Here is a 17,735-nt window from a genome sequence, read left to right on the forward strand (position 1 = left end):
GTCGGCAGTGACATCGGTTCCATTTGCAGCCGGCACGACAGCGCGTCAACCGCGCCTGCGGCATATTCGACCTGCTGCAGGCGGGCGCCTTGGTTGCATGACGTTCGCGCGTGGCCTTCCGCTCGTCACGAATGCACGCCATAATGGCGCATGCAATTGACCTCGCGCCTTGCGCTGATGAACTGGCTGACGGGCCAGGGGCTCACGGGCCTTCCCGAAATCGACCTGCTCCGCGGCTTCTGCGAGCGCTGCCGCGCCGAGGGGCTGGAGCTGTCGCGTGCGCTCGTCGTGATCGACACGCTGCATCCGATCTACGAGGGCCGCGGCTTCCGCTGGAGCGACCGTCCCAGCAACGAGAGCGACGCGTTCGAATACGGCTCGACCGCCGAGGGCGATGCCGCCGCAAGCTGGCGCCGCTCGGTGTTCTTCCACATGCTGGAGCACGGCCACGACGAGATGGTGATCGATCTGGCCGACGCGCCGTCGATGGATTTCTCGCAGATCGGCGAGCTCGCCGAAAAAGGCCACAAGCACTATCTCGCCTTCGTGCACCGCTTCGGCGAGAACGGCGCGCTCGGCCTGATGGACTGCCTCTATTCCTGCTGGACCACGCGGCGCGACAGCGGCTTCTCCGAGGGCGAGCTCGAGGCCCTGCGCGATCTCGTGCCGGTGCTGGGGCTTGCGATCAAATCGGGGCAGCAGGTCGATATCGCGCGCACGCTCGGGCGCGTCTATCTCGGCCGCGACGCCTCCGAGCAGGTGCTGCGCGGGCGCATCTCGCGCGGCGTCACCGAGCGCATCAACGCCGTGCTCTGGTACTCCGATCTGCGCGGTTCGACCGGAATCAGCGAGAGCATCGGCCCCGACGAGATCATCCCGTTCCTCAACGATTATGCGCAGGCCGTGATCGACGCGATCCACGAGGCCGGCGGCGACGTGCTCAAGCTGATCGGGGACGGCGTGCTCGCGATGTTCTGGGGTGAGGACATGGCGGATGCGCGGCGCGCTGCGCTCCGCGCCGAGCATCTGTTCCGCAAGAACGTCGCGGCGCTGAACCGGCGGCGGGAGGCCGACGGCCGCCCGACCACGTCGGCCTATATCGGCCTGCATGTCGGCGAGGTCTTCTACGGCAATATCGGCAGCGAGGACCGGCTCGATTTCACGGTTGTCGGGCCGACCGTCAACGAGGTCAGCCGCATCGCCTCGATGAGCCGCTCGGTCGACCGCGAGCTATTGGCATCGGCGGAATTCTACAAGGGCCTGGATGCCGCCGGCCGGCGCTATCTCGTCTCCACCGGCCGCTACGCGCTGCGCGGCATCGGCCGCGCGCAGGATCTCTACACGCTCGATCCCGAGGTCGACGCCAGCGAGCCGGTGACGGGGAGCTACGAGCGGTATCTGGCGAGCTAGCACCGCGCCGCCACTTCATCCCCCACCATGTCCGGCTGCCGCTCCAGTGCCACGGCGGGCGACAGCCAGATCACCAGCGCCTGCACGCCGAATACGGCGGCCGCGAGATAAAGGCTGGCTTCCGCGCTCCAGAGGCCGCCGACGATCGCGCCCAGCGCCGAGCCGAGCGGGCGGGCGCCGTAGCTCATGATGTTGATGGCGGAGACGCGGCCCAAGAGGCGCGGCGGCGTCACCGACTGGCGCAGCGTCGTGGTCGAGATCACCCACAGGATCGGCCCGACGCCGAGCAGGAAGAAGCTCAACGCCGCAAGCCAGGGTGAGGGGACCAGCACCGTCAGCGCCATCACCACAGCTGCAACGAAGCCCGTCACCGGGCCGAGGCCGACCACCGTGCCAAAGGCTACGCGCTGCATCACGCGTGTGGCGAGCAGCGCGCCGATCACCATGCCGACGCCGTACATGGTCAGCACCGTGCCGACGCCGGCGGCGGTGAGGCCGAGATGGCGCACCGCGTAGGGCACGAACACCGCGATCTGCAGGAACCAGCCGGTGTTGAAGATGAACTGGGTGATGAACACCGGCCGCAGCAGCGGATGATGGAATACGAATGCTGCGCCTTCGCGGATGTCCTGGAACGGATGGCGCCGCGGGGCGGGCGCGCGCGCGGGTTCGAAGATGCCCGAGAGCAGCACCACCGCAATCGCCGAGAGCGCCGCGGCGAAGCCGAAGGCCGGGCTCGCGCCCCACCAGCCGACCAGTGCGCCGCCGAGGGCGGGTCCGCTGGCGAAGGCGATAGTGCGCGCCAGCTCGATGCGGGCATTCGCGGCCGGCAACAGCTCCGCGCTCACCAACGACGGCACCAGCGCCGGCGCGGCCACGCTGTAGACGACGGTGCCGCACACGGCCGCGAAGCCGAGCAGCGCCAGCAGCGGAAGATTGAGGGCGCCGAGCGCGAGCAGCAGCACGATTGTCCCGAGCGCCGCAGCCCGCAGCGCCTCGGCCCCGGCCATCAGCGACCGGCGTGAGATGCGGTCGGCGAGCAGGCCGGCCGGGATCGCGAACAGCACGAAGGGCAGGGTCAGCGCGGTCTGCAACAGGCCGGTCTGTCCTTCCGCGACCCCGAGCGTGAGCACGGCGACGATGGGAGCTGCGGCCAATGCGATCTGCTCGGCCGACTGCGCGGCGAGGTTGGACCAGGCGAGGCGGCCAAAAGTGTCAGGGAGGCGGGGCGGGTTTGACATGGCTCATTTCCTGCAAAGTCGGGTTGGCGCCAGTATCCGGCGCCAAGGGCCGCCGAACCCACCCGCTTTCCGACACGGCGGCGAATAACGGCAGGCACGGGAACCCATGCCGCTAGATGCAGTTGCAAATGAGTTGCAATAAGACTCGATTTCGGTATTCTCGCCCCATGGATGCCCGCTCGCCTGATTTGACACCCGACGCCGCCGGCTGGCGCGCTGATGCGCCCGTCACCAAAAGTCTCGCCGAGGTCAACGCCACGGTCGCCATTCCGGCCGCGGGCCGCTGGTGGCGCCGGCTGCTCGCCTTTGTCGGCCCAGGCTATCTGGTCTCGGTCGGCTACATGGACCCCGGCAATTGGGCGACCGACCTCGCCGGTGGCTCCAAGTTCGGCTACACGCTGCTGTCAGTCATCCTGCTTTCGAATTTGATGGCGATCCTGCTGCAGTCGCTGGCGGCGCGGCTCGGCATCGTCACCGACCGGGACCTCGCCCAGGCCTGCCGCGCCACCTATTCGCCGGCGGTGAATTTCCTGCTCTGGCTCGCTTGCGAGGCGGCGATCATTGCCTGCGATCTCGCCGAGGTCATCGGCACCGCGATCGCGCTGAAGCTGCTGTTCGGCATTCCGCTGATCGGCGGCGCGCTGCTCGCGGCCCTCGATGCCTTCCTGCTGCTGCTCCTGATGAATCGCGGCTTCCGTTTCCTCGAAGCCTTCGTCATCGCACTCCTGGCGGTGATCGCGGTCTGCTTCGCGGTCCAGATCGTGGCTGCGGCGCCGCCGGTCGCGGAGGTCCTGCACGGCTTCATGCCGAAGAGCGAGATCTTCACCAACCCCGAGATGCTCTACATCGCGATCGGGATCATCGGCGCGACGGTGATGCCGCATAATCTCTATTTGCATTCCTCGATCGTGCAGACGCGCGCCTATGAGCGCAACGACACCGGCCGACGCGAGGCGATCAAGTGGGCGACGACGGACTCGACCATCGCCCTGATGCTGGCGCTGTTCATCAATGCCGCGATCCTGGTGGTCGCAGCCGCAACCTTCCACAAGAGCGGCCACTCCGATGTTGCCGAGATCGGCCAGGCCTTCGAACTGCTATCGCCGCTGCTCGGCCTCGGTATCGCCTCGACCCTGTTCGCGGTGGCGCTGCTCGCCTCCGGCCTCAACTCGACGGTGACGGCGACTCTCGCCGGCCAGATCGTGATGGAAGGCTTTCTCGACCTGCGCCTGCCGAGCTGGGCGCGCCGCCTGCTCACGCGCGGCATCGCCATCGTTCCGGTGATCGTGGTGACGGCGATCTATGGCGAGCGCGGCACCGCTGATCTGCTGGTGTTCAGCCAGGTCGTGCTGTCGATGCAGCTGCCCTTTGCGGTGATCCCGCTGGTCCGTTTCGTCTCCGACCGTCGCAAGATGGGGCAGTTCGCGATTCCGGGATATGTCGCGGCGATCGCGTGGATCGTCGCGGGTGTCATCGTGATTTTGAACGTGAAGCTGCTGGTAGATACGCTGTTCGGGTGAGGGCGGCGGCTATCTGTCCGGCCCGTTCAAGTGAGCCTTGCTCGGACGGCCCCCGATCAGGCAGCGAGCGTGACCTTTGTGAAAGCGAGCGTCTGCCCGGTTAGATGTCTTGGCTGGCGGCGTGCTTCCGATGTCGCGCGCAGGGGTTGCAAACCCTGGCGTCGGAACTCGATTTGGCAAACTGTCACTTTTCAATTTGTGCGGCGCGCGTATACTAGTTGCAATTGCTGACCGGGCGTACAATAATCACCCCTGTTTCAGCATTGATTTTGCTTCCGGCGGGATGATCGGCGGGTCCTGCGCCGGACCAAGAGCGGCCACTGCAATTCTCCGGACTCATCTATCGGTTGTGCGCGAATATAGTTGGCGCACGAAATGTTTGGTTTGATCGTTTGGATCGATCGACAGCTTGTTTTTCTGCTGAGCGGGTTCACGCCTCGAAGGGGCGATGTTCAAGCCAGAACGCGTTGGTAATTTCGTTCAAGTCATTGATGAGTGTGTGCTGCCGTGACCAGGTGCCCCGCTTGTTCAGCCCGTATTTCCCGCGAGCATCGCTTCTGCTCTCAATGTGGCGCGAGTCTCAATCGTAACGCGGAGGAGCCGGGCGCCCCGGAGCGCGATGCGCACGTCGTCCAGCTGCACCATCATCTTCCCGTTCGCTCGCAGATGCTGACTGAAAACAAGCAGGTCAGCGTGCTGTTCGTTGACGTCTGCAACTCGACCTCCCTTTTGCAGCATGTCGACCCCGAGGAAGCCCGCGCCTATCTCGGCAGGGCACTGGACCGGCTGGCTGAAGCGGTCGAGACCTATGGCGGCACGGTGAGCCAGTTGCTCGGCGATGGCCTCGTCGCCTTGTTCGGCGCGCCCGTGGCGCAGGAAGACCACGCCCTGCGGGCGTGCCTTGCCGCTCTCAAGATGCAGAGAGCATCCATTCCAGCCCATGACGTCGGAGGCGTTGTCAGCCCGACGCTGCGCATCGGAATCAATTCGGGCGAGGTGCTGGTCGGTATCGTCGGACAGTACCGGTGGTCCCATTACGGCGCGGACGGAAAGACAATCCATCTCGCTTCGCGACTTGAGAAGATGGCGCCGCCCGGCGGCATCCTGATCAGCGCCGCGACGCAACGGCTGGTCGCGCAGCAAATCGACACGCGTACGGCCGGCGTGCGGTCCGTGCGCGGACTGGATGTTCCGATCGAAGTGCATGAAGTCGTGGTGGAGACCGAAAGTTCGGCGGCGGCGCCGTTGACGCGGAAGCCGCGCTGGGCGCCTCTGATCGGGCGCGAAGACACGTTGAGGATCCTGGAAGGGGCCCTGAATACCGTTCAAAAGTCCGGAATGCGAACGATCGGGTTGTGCGGCGATGCCGGGATCGGCAAGTCGCGCCTGATCGTCGACTGGATGGACAGCCTCGCGCGGGAGGGGGTGGAAGTCTGCTTTTCCCAGGCGAGAGGGTATGCGAGCACGCGGGCCTACAGCACCGCCACCGATCTGACCGCAAGTTTGGTCGGGCTTCCGCAAACCAGCGCGGCGGACATTCGGCATTCCGCCAAGCAGACGTTGATCGCGAAATGGCCCGATGACGGCGCCGAGCATCTGGCGGCGGTCAATGATCTCTTGGGACTTGCGGCGCCGGATGAGGCCTGGCTGGCGCTGAACCCGGCGCAACGACGGCGCCGGATCGGCGAGGCGTTGCTCTGGCTCGTGCGCAGACGCGTGCGGTCCGGCGCTTTCCTGCTCGTGCTCGAGGACGTCTTCCTGGCCGACCGCGAGAGCCGGCGGCTGTTCGAGGGCCTGCTTCCCAAACTTCAGGCGCTGCCGGTCCTGATTTGCGTCACCTATCGCCCGGATTTCGACCATCAGTGGCGTCGGGCGTCCTGGTTTTCCGAGCGCGTGATCGAGCCGCTGGGCGACGGAGAAATGCTCCAGCTCGCGCGCGCCTGTCTCGGCGACGATCCGTCCGTGCTCGGCGTCATGACCGAACTGGTCGCGCGTGCCGACGGCAATCCCTTCTTCCTGGAGCAACTGGTCTTCACGCTGATTGATGACGGGTCGCTGGAAGGGACCCCCGGCGCCTACCGTTTGCAGAGGCCCTTCGGAGAGCTGCGCGTGCCGGGCTCCATCGCGGCGGTGATCGGGGCGCGGGTCGACAGGCTGCCCGAAGCCGCAAAGTCGGCGCTCGAGGCTGCGGCCATCCTTGGCGATCCCATCACGCACGATTTGGTTGCCGCGATGCAGGCCGTGGACCTCGAGCGCGCCGAAGAATTGCTGGGTCTTTGTGTCGCGTCTGGATTGCTGACGAGTCCGGATCAGGCGAGGGGCTCGCACGAGTCGCATGCCTTCGCATTCCGCCATGCGCTGGTCCGTGACGTCGTGCTCGGGGTGCTCACGCGCGCCAGGCTCAAGGCACTTCATCGCCAGGCCTTCCTGGCGCTACACGCCCAGCCCGGGGCCGCCGATGTCGATGCCGCGCCGGCACTGGCGCATCATGCCTTCGGGGGCGAGGAATGGGAGCAGGCGGCAAGATTCGCCGTCAAGTCGATGGCTCGTGCCATCTCGCGCTCGGCCAATCGGGAGGCCGTCCAACTGCTGGAGAAGGGTATCCATGCGGCACGGCGCGTCGAGGGCGCGACGACCGCCCAGACCCTGGAGCTCGCGCTCCGGCTGGAGGCCATTGGCGCAATGCTGGCTCTCGGGCAGATCGACGAGATCTTCGACAACATGGAGCGGGCTGAAGCCATCGCCGTGCAACTGAACGATCAGCGTGCAAGGGCGGCGGTTTCGACCGAGACGGCCGTGTTTCTGTGGATGCGCGGACATTTCGAGCAAGGTCTGGGCTACGCTTCGCAGGGGCTGGAAGCGGCGCGCCTCGCACAGCGTCGTCACATGATGATGGCGGCGCATCAGACCCGCCTCATGCATCTGCATGCGCTCGGGCGGTACGCGGACGCGGCGGCCGAAGGCCGCATCCTGCTGTCGGACTACGAACCGGAATTGTCGGCGCACTATGTCCAGTCCGGCTGGGCTGCGATTCCGATCATCAACCTGTACGCATTTCATGCCAGCACGTTGTGGCGCCTCGGGGATGGCGGCGCGGCGGACGATTTCTTCGCCAAGAGCTATGAGATTCTGTCGAACATCGATCACCCATATTCCCGTCTGTTGATCGACACGGTCCAATCGCAGATCTGGGTCGAACGCGAGGAGCTCGACCGTGCCGAGTCCTTGATGCGCACGGGTGTGCAGCAATGCATGACGCACAACGTGCCGACCATGCTGTCCGTGTGCACCGGCGTTCTCGGCAGCGCGCTGGCGCGCAATGGCAAGGCTGCCGAAGCGGTGCCCATGCTGGAGAAGGGGTTCGCCGATCGCATCTACGAGGCGGCCGGCCCCTATGGCAGGACGTTCATGCGTGTGAGCCTGGGTGTCGCCTATCGCAAGCTCGGACGACTGGACGATGCGATCGCCGTCGGACGCAAGGCGGTCGAGCAGGCCGCTGAGGAATACGGACACCAGACCGAAGCCCTGTACGAGCTCGCCGAAACGCTGCGGCAAGCCGGCGATCAGGCCGGGGCCGAAGCGCATTTCAAGCGAACCGCCGAGGCGGCGGAGCGTCTGGGCATGCCTCACTACCGGATGCGGGCCGCCGCGGCGCTCGCAGATTGGCGGAAGGACGGGTACGCAGCATGAAAATCTCAGCTGGCACTCCTGATGCAATGCCGCCGGGGCTCCGCAGCCTCTCCTATGGGATCTTCTGTTGGGCCAATCGCCGTCCGAGGGCATTGCGAGCCGTCGGTGCCCTGTTTCGGCTTTGGCCGTTCGCGGGCGGCTGGTTCGGCATGGCGGCACGCGCCAGTGCGGTCAAGGGTGTCCTGACCAGGCCGCAGAGTTTCTCGAACTCTGCCCATGCGGCCAATCTGGCCGCCGGCGATTACCTGATTGGCATGGATCCGGGGCCCACCTACCACGACGACAGGCGTCTGCTCGATGACCGGTTGGCTTTGCTGGCTGCGAGCCTGCCAGCCGCGGCCGATCAGGAGGTTCAGCGACGCGTCGAGCAGCTTGGGCAGCTTGGGACCAACAAGTCGTTCGACCTCATTGACGACTACCTGATGTGGATCGTGTTTCGAGCGATGGATCCGCTGTTCGGGGCGGCAACGGGCAAGGTGGTGGCGGGCGCGCATGGCAATTTCAACGACCCCGGGCTGCAACGGCAATATCTCCTGGAAATCAGGTATGTCGCAGGCCAGCTGCTTGCCGGAAGCACTGCGACGCTGAGGGTCCAGCGACGGGCAGAACTCTGCTCGGATGCGTTGCGGGCACGTATCGCCGCCGTGAGCCGCGACATCGAACAGGCTTGGGGTGTCCAGAGCACCGCCAGCACCATCACGCGGAATGCCGCCGGTCTTGCCTGGATTTCGCATCCGGTCACGGTGCAGTCGGGGGCACTGGCCGTGCAGGAGTTGCTCGGGCGCTCCGGGGTTCACCGGGCCTTGCGGGAGGAAGCCAAGCGACTCGGGCCGGCCGGCGTTTGGCAAGACGCCAAGTTCCGCGATCTGGTGCGCGAGCACATGCTCGAGCTGATGCGCTTTCGGCCCATCTTTCCGCTGCTCGCGCGCGACGTGCCGCGCGATACGGAATTCGAGACCGGCGCACGGCACAATGCGCCGTGCTCCGCTGGCGGCAAGATGGCGATCTGGTCGATCGCCGCCTTGTTCGATTCCAGGGTGGTCAAGAAGAGCGGTCGGTTCTGTCCCGCCCGCAATTGGGGGCCGCACCAGGATTTGCGCTGGCTGATGTTCGGATACGGCACCCGCCAATGTCCCGCCAAGGATTACGCGGTCGAGATCCTGACGAGTGCGCTGATTGGTCTGCTGATCCTGCCCGAGCTGCGGCTCACGCGGGGCGAGGGCAAGGCCATCGCCTACGACGGCCCGCTGATGTCTCGCATGCGCGTGAACTTCGTCTGACGGATTGGAAGGACAATCCATGCTCGAAATGGTCCGGCAGCAGATGATCTGCATCATTGCGCCAGGCTGGCGCGGCGCGGTGGATTTTTCGGACTCGGGAGACATGCAGTCCGCGTTGAATGCGCTCCTTCAGGATGTTGCGGTCATTCAGTTCGCGTCCATCGCCCTGTTGCCGGCGCGCACGGACGCAGAGGAGCAGGCGCCGTCGCTGATGCTCGAGCTTGCCGTCGAGGAAGGCATCGCTCCCAAGGACATGCTGTACAGGCTGGTCCATCATCCCAGCGGCGCGATGTGGTCGCTCTTCAGCTCCTATTGGCCCGGCGGCGGGCCTCCGCTGGTGAGCGCGCGCAACGGACAATTGTTCGACAAGCTGGTCGGGTGGCTCAGTCTCGCCGATGGCGGTTTCGTCGGTCCTCGCGACCGAACGGCCCGGCAGATCCGGAAGGAGCGCGATCTCCTGATTTGGACCCGGGACGAGGGACGCAAGTTGAAAGCCATGTACGGCGATGACCGTGCATCGTTCGCGCTTGCGCTGGCGCAGCGGGCATTCCAGGACCCGCGCTTCGACTGGGCGATGCAGCCTGCACCGCGGTCCTATTGGCGCGGGAAGGGTGCGAGCATCTCGGCAAAGGTCGGCTATGGGCTCGTGGTTTTCGGCTTGTGGCTGGCCTTGGTCTGGCTCGTGGGCGCGCTGCCGAGCGGGTTGTTCGGCGCGATCACCTGGTTCGTCGGCGCATCCTGGCCCGATGTGCAGTCCGTGGTGGACGTCATCAGCGGTGTGAGCATGTGGATCGTGTGGGCGAGCGTCAGGGCACTGCTTGCCTTTGTCGCGCTCCTGTTCCTGGGATGGCTGCTCCTGGTGGCGCTGCCGGCCCTGTTTGCGCCCTGGCGACGCTGGGTAGACAGCGTTCGCCGCGAACTCGAACGACCGACCGAGACGTGGTCGTCATTCTCCACCCGTGTTGTCGGCTGGATCGTGGTCGTCCCGTTGCTCGTTGCCATTTTGGTGTGTGCGGTGGTCTTCGTCTTCTATCCCAAGCCGATCATGGAAGGGATCGAGGCTTTGACCGCGCGGGTTCCGGGATGGGAGCTCGCCCTCTTCGGCGTGCTCGCGATCGTGGCGCTGCTCTGCATCGGGACCTTCTTCTCCTGGATCAATCGCCGGTTTGCGACCTTGAGCAAGTGGTTCTTTCACCCCTACGAAGACGATGTTGCCCGGGCCCAGCAGGTTCATCCGTCAATCGACCAGTGCGAAGCGCTGTTGGCCAGTGGGACCGCGCATATGGTCAGCCTGACCGATATCCGCAGCCCGAACGGCTGGAGCGCCTGGTGGATCCGCGTGTCCCTGCGCGTCGTGACGTTCTTTGGGCGGGTGTTCTTCACCGAGGGGCGGCTCGGTGATGCACCGGGCATCCATTTTGGCCATTGGCACATTATCGAGGACGGTCGGCGCTTTCTATTCTGCTCGAACTACGACGGCAATTTCGGCGGTTACCTCGACGATTTCATCAACGGCGCGACGATCGGGACCACGTTGGCCTGGCGATGGACGACGCTGAGGCCGCGGGGATCGGCGGCGGTCGGGCAGCCGGACATCAAGACGCCGCGCGATTTTCCGCCGACGCGTTTTGTGCTTTTTCGCGGCGTGAAGTGCGAGTTGAAATTCAAGTCCTACGCCCGCGACAGCATGCTTCCGCACATGTATCGCTTCGACGCGTGCAACGCGACGATCGAGGAGATCGACCTCGCGACCGGGCTGCGCGACGCCCTGTTCGGCGAGCGTAACGACAGGAACGACGACTTCATCATGAGGGCGATCGAAACATGAAGGCTTCGCATCTCTCCGAACAGCTCAAGGACATTCAGGGAATGCTCGGAAGCGGCTTTGGCTGGTTGAAGACCAGCCGCTTCTGGCTGCTGACGATCAAGGCGGGCCGCGAGGACGATGCCCGAGCGTGGCTCAAAGCGCTCGTCGACAAGAAGCTGGTCGTCAGTGCCGCCGATGTCAGGAAATCGAGGAAGCACCCCGTCGACGATGCCGTCGCGATCGCTTTCACCTATTTGGGACTGGCAAAGCTCGGATGCGAGGAGACCAATGCGCATCCGTTTCCGTCCCCGTTCAGCAGCGGCATGGGCTGCGACCTGCGCGCGTTGCTGTTGAGGGACAGCCCGCGGGAATGGCGCTGGTCCGATGTTGAAGGCGGTGCCGGCGGCCCCGTGCATGTCCTGGTTGCCGAATGGAGAAAGCGACGGAGCGCTGCCGAGATGGCGAGCGCGCCGGAGAAGTCAGCAGAACTGGATCCTGATCCCAGCGTGTTCGATGTCATAAAGGTCGACAACGATCCCTGCGCCTTCCAGCAAAAGGCGGGCGACAAGGAAGAAAGATTGTACGAGTCCTTCGGCTTTCGCGATGGCCTCGCGCAGCCCGTGATCAGCGAGCTCAGGGAAGAGCGCGGCGCCGAGCGTAGGCAGGTCAGGGACGATGCCGGCATCCTGTATGAGGATCGCGTCGTCGCCCCGGGCGAATTCATCCTGGGCTATCGCAACGAATATGACGAGCTGACCTATTGCCCCAACGTCAAGCGATGGCCGGGCGACGCCACGTATACGAGCGGCCGCTTCGCGCTGAACGGAACCTATCTGGCGGTTCGCCAGATCGAGCAGGATGTCGACGCGTTCGCGAAATTTGAAGCGGTCTACGGCGAGGCCGTCTGCGAGAAGGTGATGGGCCGTCGAAGGAATGGAAAGTCACTGTCGTGGCAGGGCGATCCCGGCGCTTCGATTTCGGATTCGGAAGCCGATGCGTTTCGCTTTCGTGTCGACGACGCGAACGGCTTTGGCTGTCCGAAGGGAGCCCATATCCGCCGGGTCAATCCGAGGGATACGCTCGGCATCGACGTGCAATCGAGCATCAAGTCGGTCAAGTTGCACCGGCTGCTGCGCCGGGGGCGGCCCTATCGCGAGGAGGTTGCGAACAAGAAGCCGCGCAAGGGCATCTTCTTCATCGCGTGCAACGCCGATCTCGAGCGGCAGTTCGAGTTCATCTACCAGCGCTGGTTGCGAAATCCCCGGTTCGTGTGCCTCAACGACCAGGACGACCCTCTCGTCGGCAAGCCGGCCGCCGCCAGGAGCTTCTCCATGCCGGGATTGGCAAGCGGCGAGGAAGTGTCGCTGGCCGCGTTTACGCAGACGCTGGGGGGAGGCTATTTCTTCCTTCCCGGAATCTCTGCGCTCAAATTCATCCTCGAGCGCGAGGGCATCTCCAAAGCGGTCGGCTCGGAGGCCGTCGCAGCTCTGGCGCCCTGAAAGCCGGCGCGAGGCCGGAAGGGTCAATCTTGAGGGTTAATCCTGCGGCTCGGACGCCGCATCGCCCTGTGCGTCGATGCGCAGCCAGCCCGAGGGCGCGAGGCGCTGCTGCGGCAGGAAGCGGGCCTTGTAGTCCATCTTCTTCGAGCCCTCGATCCAGTAGCCGAGATAGACGTAAGGCAACCCTTGCCGGCGGGCGCGGGCGATGTGGTCGAGGATCATGAAGGTGCCCATCGAGCGGCTGACCTGGCCCGGCTCGAAGAACGAATAGACCATCGACAGGCCGTCGCTGAGCACGTCGGTCAGCGCGACCGCGATCAGCTCCTCGCCACGGCCGGTGATGCCGCTATCGGGGCCGCGCTTGCGGTATTCGATGATGCGGGTCTCGACATGGCTGTCCTCGACCATCATGGCGTAGTCGAGCACGGTCATGTCGGCCATGCCGCCATGGCGGTGGCGGGCGTCGAGATAGGCCCGGAACACCGAATATTGCTCGGAGGTCGGCACCGCGCTGCGCTGCTCGCCGATGATGTCGGCGTTGCGCGCCATCACCTTGCGGAAGTTGCGGGAGGGGCGGAACTCGTTGGCGATGACCCGGACCGAGACGCAGGCGCGGCACTGGTCGCAGGCCGGCCGGTAGGCGATCGACTGGCTGCGGCGGAAGCCGCCATGGGTCAGGAGGTCGTTGAGATCACCTGCGCGCTCTCCCACGAGGTGCGTGAACACCTTGCGCTCATGCCGACCCGGCAGATACGGGCAGGGGGACGGCGCCGTAAGGTAAAATTGGGGGGTATCGCGCGAGTGCTGGGTCAAGGGACGTCGTGGGCCTCCGAAGTGAGTATCAGCATCGCGCTACGGAAGCCCCCGGTCAATTGGTCAGCTCGGCAGGTCAGATCAGTCAGCTTAGAGGATCCAGGTTGATAGGTTCTTGATCACCAGGTCCTTGCGGCCTGCGGCACCGGAGCGCGGACGGAATTGTTGATCACGACCGTTCCCAGCACGAAATCCTGCAGCAAACGCCGGCGGCCGTTGAACAGGCCGAGCAGCACCACGAAGGGCGTCAGGAACGAGACCGACACCCAGAACAGCACGGCATGGGTGGCGCCGAGAACGAAATAGCCGGGCGCGCCGTACCAGGTGCGCAGCTCCAGATCCATCACCCGCATACCGATCGTCGCGGAGGAGGGGCCACCAATGCAGGCGCCGTAATAGACGATGGCCCAGATCACGGAGGCCGGCCAGGCCAGCCAGAACAGCGCCCAGCCGATGCCGAGCGTGACCACGCCGAACAATGCGATGAAGATGTAACCGAGGATCACAGGCACGGAGATGACGACCATGTCGATCAGGAAGGCGAACACGCGCCGCGTCGCAACGCCGCGGAATAGCTCCGGGTGCAGATAGGGGTCGTAGGCGTGCGGCTGCGACCCGCCGTCATTGCGCCAGGCGCCCGAATTGCCCGAGTCGTACGACATGATCCGTCCTCCCAGAGGGAAACAGAAGGAAAACCCTCAAGCAGGACATGGGAACAGGCCATCCCCGTGCCAAGGGCGCAGGGACGTTAACAAGCCGAAATATTCCGGCGATTCGGGGGCGGTGGGGCGCGGCGCTCGCGCGCAGGAAACCGGTGACGTAGGGGGCAAAGGCGCGTAGCGCCGTGCCCACCATTGCCCGCTATCTTGCGCGATGGATGGATTGGTGGGCACGCTCCGCTTTGCCCACCCTGCGGCACCTTACTCCTGTGCGCGCAGCTTCTCCGCCGCCTTCGGTGCAAAGTAGCTCAGCACGCCATCGGCGCCGGCGCGCTTGAAGGCGAGCAGGCTCTCCATCATGGCGCGCTCGCCGTCGAGCCAGCCGTTGTTCGCGGCGGCCGCGATCATCGCGTATTCGCCCGAGACCTGGTAGGCGAAGGTCGGCATCGCAAAGGTGTCCTTCACGCGGCGGACGACGTCGAGATAGGGCATGCCGGGCTTCACCATCACCATGTCGGCGCCTTCAGCGATGTCGAGCTCGACCTCGCGTAGCGCCTCGTCAGTGTTGGCGCTGTCCATCTGATAGGTGCGCTTGTCGCCGGTGAGCGTCTTGGCCGAACCGATGGCGTCGCGGAACGGGCCGTAGAAGGCCGAGGCGTATTTGGCCGCATAGGCCATGATCTGCACGTCGAGCAGGCCGGTGCGGTCCAGCCCCTCGCGGATCGCGGCGACGCGGCCGTCCATCATGTCGGAGGGCGCGATGATGTCGCAGCCGGCTTCGGCCTGCACCAGCGCCTGACGCACCAGCACGGCGACCGTCTCGTCGTTGAGAATCCTGCCATCCGAGATCAGGCCGTCATGGCCGTGGCTGGTGAAGGGGTCGAGCGCGACGTCGCAGAGAATGCCGATCTCCGGAAACTCCTTCTTGATCGCGCGCACCGCCTGGCAGACCAGATTGTTCGGATTGGTCGCTTCAGAGCCTTCCTCGTCGCGCAAGGACGGCTCGGTGTAGGGAAACAGCGCGAGGCAGGGGATGGTGAGCTTCATGGCGCGCTCGGCCTCGCGCACGGCCTGGTCGACGCTGAGGCGCTCGACGCCCGGCATCGAGGTGACCTGCTCGCGCTTGTTGTTGCCGTCGATCAGGAACAGCGGCCAGATCAGATCGTCGGTGGTGAGGACGTTCTCGCGCACCATCCGCCGGGCCCATTCGGCCTTGCGGTTGCGGCGCGGGCGGACGGTCAGATCGAGGGCATGGGGCACCGCCGCTCCCTCGCGGCGCGAAACCTCGCGCAATTCGATCGGACGTCCGTATTTAATCGCCATCACTCTTCCTCCGGCTGGAATTATTCTTATACCAGCTCGCATGGTTCCCGTCACCGCGGCTTGACTTGCCGCAAGGCAGAATTGAGCCGACTTGGCAGTCGAGCTTGGGCGCCGATTGATTTTGCGGGCCGAAGCAGCCAGAAGGGGGCCATGTCCGAGATTTCCACCCGCGATGCGGCCCGTGACGGCAGCCCCAGGGACGCCGTCAGAGACAGCGCCAGAGACAGCGCGATGTCGGTGGCCGCGATCTCGTCGGAGCGCTCGGAGTCCGACGACAATGTCTGGACGCGCCGCCTCGTGCTGTTCCTGCGGGTGATGGCGCTGCTCTCGATCCTGAAGGGCCTCTATCACTGGGCGCAGGTGACGGGCTTCGTCGGCGGCGAGGACGAGGCGTTCGAGAACCAGTCGATGGCCTGGCAGGCCGCGACCGTCTACTTCGCCGTGATCGAGCTCGTCGCCGCGGTCGGCCTGTGGCTGGCAACGCCGTGGGGCGCGGTGGTGTGGCTCACCACCGTGGTGTCGATGGCGGTGATCGAGCTGATGTTCCCGGGAATCTACGGCGGCAGCCTGATCGTCGTCGGCGTCGAAGCCTTCATGCTCGCCGCCTATCTCGCACTCGCCTGGATGGCCGCGCGCGAACGGCCGCCGTAACGATCTCTTGTGGGATGGGTAGAGCGAAGCGAAAACCCATCACTGACTTGCGCCTGCATCGATGGGTTTCGCTTCGCTCTACCCATCCTGCGATCTGTTCAAACCTGGGACACGAGATCGGAGCGCGCGGAGTTGTGCCGGTTTGGTTGACCGTTGGTTGCCTAAAATTTGCGGTAAGTTTTCGTTGACCAGCCGGTTCCGCCACAGCCGTTACGCGCCCGTTTCGAAACGGAGCGGGGCTGTTCTGGAATGCGACAGTTGCGGCGGACGGAGGGTGAACAGGACCTTGCGAAGGTCAACAGAGCGTTGCGAAAAGTGCTTGTGGCACAGGCTTAATCCGCAATTCACTGTCTTAAATTCATGATCTCTTTATTCTCTTATTTAAGCCGATCTTCAAACGAGCCCCTTAAGTTGCACCTATCAGACGGGACACAAGTTTCGTCGAATAAGTGTCGATAAAAACGACAACAGGGGAAGTGTCATGATGAAAGCCGTCGCAACTGCGGCAGATACCGCAGAGCGCGTCTCCGGCCAGCAGGGTTCGGTGCAGTCGCTCTATCTGGAAGCTTTGACTCTGGTGGAGCGGCTGCATCGCCGGCTCCTCGACGTGATCAAGGACGAATTCGATCGCCGCGGCCGCGCGGACATCAACTCGGTGCAGGCTCTCCTGCTCTACAACATCGGCGACAAGGAGCTGACCGCGGGCGAGCTGCGCACGCGTGGCTACTATCTCGGCTCCAACGTCTCCTACAATTTGAAGAAGCTCGTCGAGCTCGGCTTCCTCGATCATCAGCGCTCGCGCGTCGATCGCCGCTCGGTGCGCATTCGCCTGACCCCGCAGGGCCAGGAAGTCCGCCGTATCGTCGATGCGCTCTACCAGAAGCACGTCAAGACGGTGGAGCAGGTCGGCGGCATCTCGGGCGAGGAATTCTCGACCCTCAACAAGTCTCTGCACCGCCTCGAGCGGTTCTGGACCGACCAGATCCTGTATCGGCTCTGAGTTTCCAAGGGATAAGGCCAAGCCGGCCCGCAACAAGACCGGCAAGCCGCCCGAACGTGCCTCAACTTCCCCAGCGCGCCGGCCCGGAGTTGCCCCCGGACCGGTGCGTTTTGCATTTTGCACCTGCGAAGAAAATTTTGCGACCCGAGGAACCTGTTCCGGGCTTGGCGCTTATCTCCTTCGGATCGGAGAAATGTCGATGCTGGTCGAGCGCGGGCTGCAGGCGATGAACGTGGAACTCGTGAGCGAGGCCTACGCCATCGCCGCGAACTACCTTCGCCGTTCCGGCGCGATTCCCGATACGCTCGTCACCGACGAACGCCTGCTCGGGATCATCATCAAGCTGCTCCAGAACGGGGAGTTCAACAAAATCCGGCTCGCCAACACGGCGATCGCCCGGTTCCAGGCGCAGGCTGAGGCCCGCGCGGTTGCCTGATCAACAGTCCCAAAATACCGACGAACCCAGAATATCGCACGAACCAGAGGGTGCCATGGAAGCCGCCATCGACCGCATCATGCAGACCTATGACCTGCTCGCCAACCGCACCGCCGCGGCCAGCGAGGAGGCGAGGGAGAAGGTCACGAACTATCTCAACATCCTGATGGAAGCCGGCGAGAAGGACACCCACCGGTTGACGGTCTGCGGCCTGACCTATCTACGCCAGCTCGACGGCAGCGTGGACCCTGTGAAGGCGGGGTATACCGGGCTGTGACAGACAGCCGGCGGCTCCACGGATGAGGAGTTAGGACCCAAAGCGGCCCCATTCGGGAGGGGTGGACGGGCGGCTCCCCGGAGCCGGCCCCAAGTGCCGAAAACCGCCACCCTCCACCATATCTTGCAT

14 protein-coding genes are annotated in these 17,735 nt (G+C 64.7%); 10 read left to right on the plus strand and 4 right to left on the minus strand.

Translation table 11 applies throughout. The features are described 5' to 3' along the window. Positions 1 to 150: 150 nt before the first annotated feature. Positions 151 to 1,410 (plus strand): adenylate/guanylate cyclase domain-containing protein, encoded by a 1,260-nt coding sequence (locus RAD10_RS32670; protein WP_461620634.1) that lies wholly within the window; start codon positions 151 to 153, stop codon positions 1,408 to 1,410. Here the strand turns inward: RAD10_RS32670 and RAD10_RS32675 are convergent. Then, a complete protein-coding gene (locus tag RAD10_RS32675) occupies positions 1,407 to 2,651 on the minus strand; it encodes an MFS transporter (RefSeq protein ID WP_461620635.1) in 1,245 nt (414 codons plus the stop codon). The genes RAD10_RS32670 and RAD10_RS32675 overlap by 4 nt on opposite strands. 167 nt (positions 2,652 to 2,818) lie before the next feature. Between RAD10_RS32675 and RAD10_RS32680 the strand changes: the two genes are divergently transcribed. From RAD10_RS32680 to RAD10_RS32700, 5 genes are all read left to right on the plus strand, one after another. Then, a complete protein-coding gene (locus RAD10_RS32680; RefSeq protein WP_461620636.1) occupies positions 2,819 to 4,171 on the plus strand; it encodes an Nramp family divalent metal transporter in 1,353 nt (450 codons plus the stop codon). Between the two features lie 495 nt (positions 4,172 to 4,666). Further along, positions 4,667 to 7,861: an adenylate/guanylate cyclase domain-containing protein gene (locus RAD10_RS32685; RefSeq protein ID WP_461620637.1), complete on the plus strand. Its 3,195-nt coding sequence runs from the start codon at positions 4,667 to 4,669 to the stop codon at positions 7,859 to 7,861. 149 nt (positions 7,862 to 8,010) lie between these two features. Continuing rightward, positions 8,011 to 9,141 carry a cytochrome P450 family protein gene (locus RAD10_RS32690; RefSeq protein WP_461620638.1) on the plus strand — a complete coding sequence of 377 codons (1,131 nt, stop codon included), beginning with the start codon at positions 8,011 to 8,013 and terminating at the stop codon, positions 9,139 to 9,141. Between the two features lie 19 nt (positions 9,142 to 9,160). Beyond that, positions 9,161 to 10,969 (plus strand): hypothetical protein, encoded by a 1,809-nt coding sequence (locus RAD10_RS32695; RefSeq protein ID WP_461620639.1) that lies wholly within the window; start codon positions 9,161 to 9,163, stop codon positions 10,967 to 10,969. After that, complete coding sequence (locus RAD10_RS32700) at positions 10,966 to 12,447, plus strand: Dyp-type peroxidase (RefSeq protein ID WP_461620640.1); 1,482 nt, start codon at positions 10,966 to 10,968, stop codon at positions 12,445 to 12,447. The genes RAD10_RS32695 and RAD10_RS32700 overlap by 4 nt, the downstream gene beginning before the upstream one ends. A gap of 36 nt (positions 12,448 to 12,483) precedes the next feature. Here RAD10_RS32700 and RAD10_RS32705 read toward each other — a convergent pair whose 3' ends face one another. From RAD10_RS32705 to hemB, 3 genes are all read right to left on the minus strand, one after another. Then, positions 12,484 to 13,260 carry an arginyltransferase gene (locus tag RAD10_RS32705; protein WP_018320036.1) on the minus strand — a complete coding sequence of 259 codons (777 nt, stop codon included), beginning with the start codon at positions 13,258 to 13,260 and terminating at the stop codon, positions 12,484 to 12,486. Positions 13,261 to 13,379: 119 nt separating this feature from the next. Then, positions 13,380 to 13,922 carry an RDD family protein gene (locus tag RAD10_RS32710; protein WP_461620641.1) on the minus strand — a complete coding sequence of 181 codons (543 nt, stop codon included), beginning with the start codon at positions 13,920 to 13,922 and terminating at the stop codon, positions 13,380 to 13,382. A 258-nt stretch (positions 13,923 to 14,180) separates the two neighbouring features. Beyond that, on the minus strand, positions 14,181 to 15,242 hold the full coding sequence (gene hemB, locus RAD10_RS32715) for a porphobilinogen synthase (RefSeq protein ID WP_461620642.1): 1,062 nt from the start codon (positions 15,240 to 15,242) through the stop codon (positions 14,181 to 14,183). Between the two features lie 150 nt (positions 15,243 to 15,392). Here hemB and RAD10_RS32720 point away from each other — a divergent pair, with 150 nt between their 5' ends. The 4 genes from RAD10_RS32720 to RAD10_RS32735 all read left to right on the plus strand — a co-directional run bounded on the left by RAD10_RS32720 (position 15,393) and on the right by RAD10_RS32735 (position 17,606). Beyond that, positions 15,393 to 15,893 (plus strand): DUF6163 family protein, encoded by a 501-nt coding sequence (locus RAD10_RS32720; protein ID WP_018320039.1) that lies wholly within the window; start codon positions 15,393 to 15,395, stop codon positions 15,891 to 15,893. 481 nt (positions 15,894 to 16,374) lie between these two features. After that, positions 16,375 to 16,893 carry a transcriptional regulator LdtR gene (gene ldtR, locus RAD10_RS32725; RefSeq protein ID WP_018320040.1) on the plus strand — a complete coding sequence of 173 codons (519 nt, stop codon included), beginning with the start codon at positions 16,375 to 16,377 and terminating at the stop codon, positions 16,891 to 16,893. 199 nt (positions 16,894 to 17,092) lie between these two features. Next, entirely contained in the window at positions 17,093 to 17,329 is a 237-nt protein-coding gene (locus RAD10_RS32730) for a hypothetical protein (RefSeq protein ID WP_018320041.1), read from the plus strand. Between the two features lie 55 nt (positions 17,330 to 17,384). Next, positions 17,385 to 17,606, plus strand: coding sequence for a hypothetical protein (locus tag RAD10_RS32735; RefSeq protein WP_018320042.1), 222 nt, complete (start codon positions 17,385 to 17,387; stop codon positions 17,604 to 17,606). The last annotated feature ends 129 nt before the right edge of the window (positions 17,607 to 17,735 follow it).

The organism is Bradyrhizobium sp. 23AC, assembly GCF_054863025.1.

Bases quoted from the DNA above. Each gene is read 5' to 3' on its own strand.
- RAD10_RS32670 (WP_461620634.1), top strand. From the start codon at position 151: ATGCAATTGACCTCGCGCCTTGCGCTGATGAACTGGCTGACGGGCCAG.
- RAD10_RS32675 (WP_461620635.1), bottom strand. From the start codon at position 2,651: ATGTCAAACCCGCCCCGCCTCCCTGACACTTTTGGCCGCCTCGCCTGG.
- RAD10_RS32680 (WP_461620636.1), top strand. From the start codon at position 2,819: ATGGATGCCCGCTCGCCTGATTTGACACCCGACGCCGCCGGCTGGCGC.
- RAD10_RS32690 (WP_461620638.1), top strand. From the start codon at position 8,011: ATGGCGGCACGCGCCAGTGCGGTCAAGGGTGTCCTGACCAGGCCGCAG.
- RAD10_RS32695 (WP_461620639.1), top strand. From the start codon at position 9,161: ATGCTCGAAATGGTCCGGCAGCAGATGATCTGCATCATTGCGCCAGGC.
- RAD10_RS32700 (WP_461620640.1), top strand. From the start codon at position 10,966: ATGAAGGCTTCGCATCTCTCCGAACAGCTCAAGGACATTCAGGGAATG.
- RAD10_RS32710 (WP_461620641.1), bottom strand. From the start codon at position 13,922: ATGTCGTACGACTCGGGCAATTCGGGCGCCTGGCGCAATGACGGCGGG.
- hemB (WP_461620642.1), bottom strand. From the start codon at position 15,242: ATGGCGATTAAATACGGACGTCCGATCGAATTGCGCGAGGTTTCGCGC.
- RAD10_RS32720 (WP_018320039.1), top strand. From the start codon at position 15,393: ATGTCCGAGATTTCCACCCGCGATGCGGCCCGTGACGGCAGCCCCAGG.
- ldtR (WP_018320040.1), top strand. From the start codon at position 16,375: ATGATGAAAGCCGTCGCAACTGCGGCAGATACCGCAGAGCGCGTCTCC.
- RAD10_RS32730 (WP_018320041.1), top strand. From the start codon at position 17,093: ATGCTGGTCGAGCGCGGGCTGCAGGCGATGAACGTGGAACTCGTGAGC.
- RAD10_RS32735 (WP_018320042.1), top strand. From the start codon at position 17,385: ATGGAAGCCGCCATCGACCGCATCATGCAGACCTATGACCTGCTCGCC.